Origin of the sequence: Duganella lactea, assembly GCF_009857505.1 — a bacterium.
GTDB classification, from domain to species: Bacteria; Pseudomonadota; Gammaproteobacteria; order Burkholderiales; family Burkholderiaceae_D; genus Rugamonas; species Rugamonas lactea.
Genome location: NZ_WWCP01000119.1, coordinates 1 through 255 on the forward strand (window position 1 = coordinate 1; position 255 = coordinate 255).

Here is a 255-nt window from a genome sequence, read left to right on the forward strand (position 1 = left end):
GGCGAAAAGAACCCCGGGAGGGGAGTGAAATAGATCCTGAAACCGTGTGCATACAAACAGTAGGAGCCTCCTTGTGGGGTGACTGCGTACCTTTTGTATAATGGGTCAGCGACTTACATTCAGTGGCGAGGTTAACCGCATAGGGAAGCCGTAGAGAAATCGAGTCCGAACAGGGCGATAGTCGCTGGGTGTAGACCCGAAACCAAGTGATCTACTCATGGCCAGGATGAAGGTGCGGTAACACGCACTGGAGGT

At 52.9% G+C, this 255-nt stretch carries 1 rRNA gene; it reads left to right on the forward strand.

The features are described from left to right. Positions 1 to 255: ribosomal RNA gene (locus tag GTP44_RS26955) — 23S ribosomal RNA — on the forward strand; the annotation flags it as partial.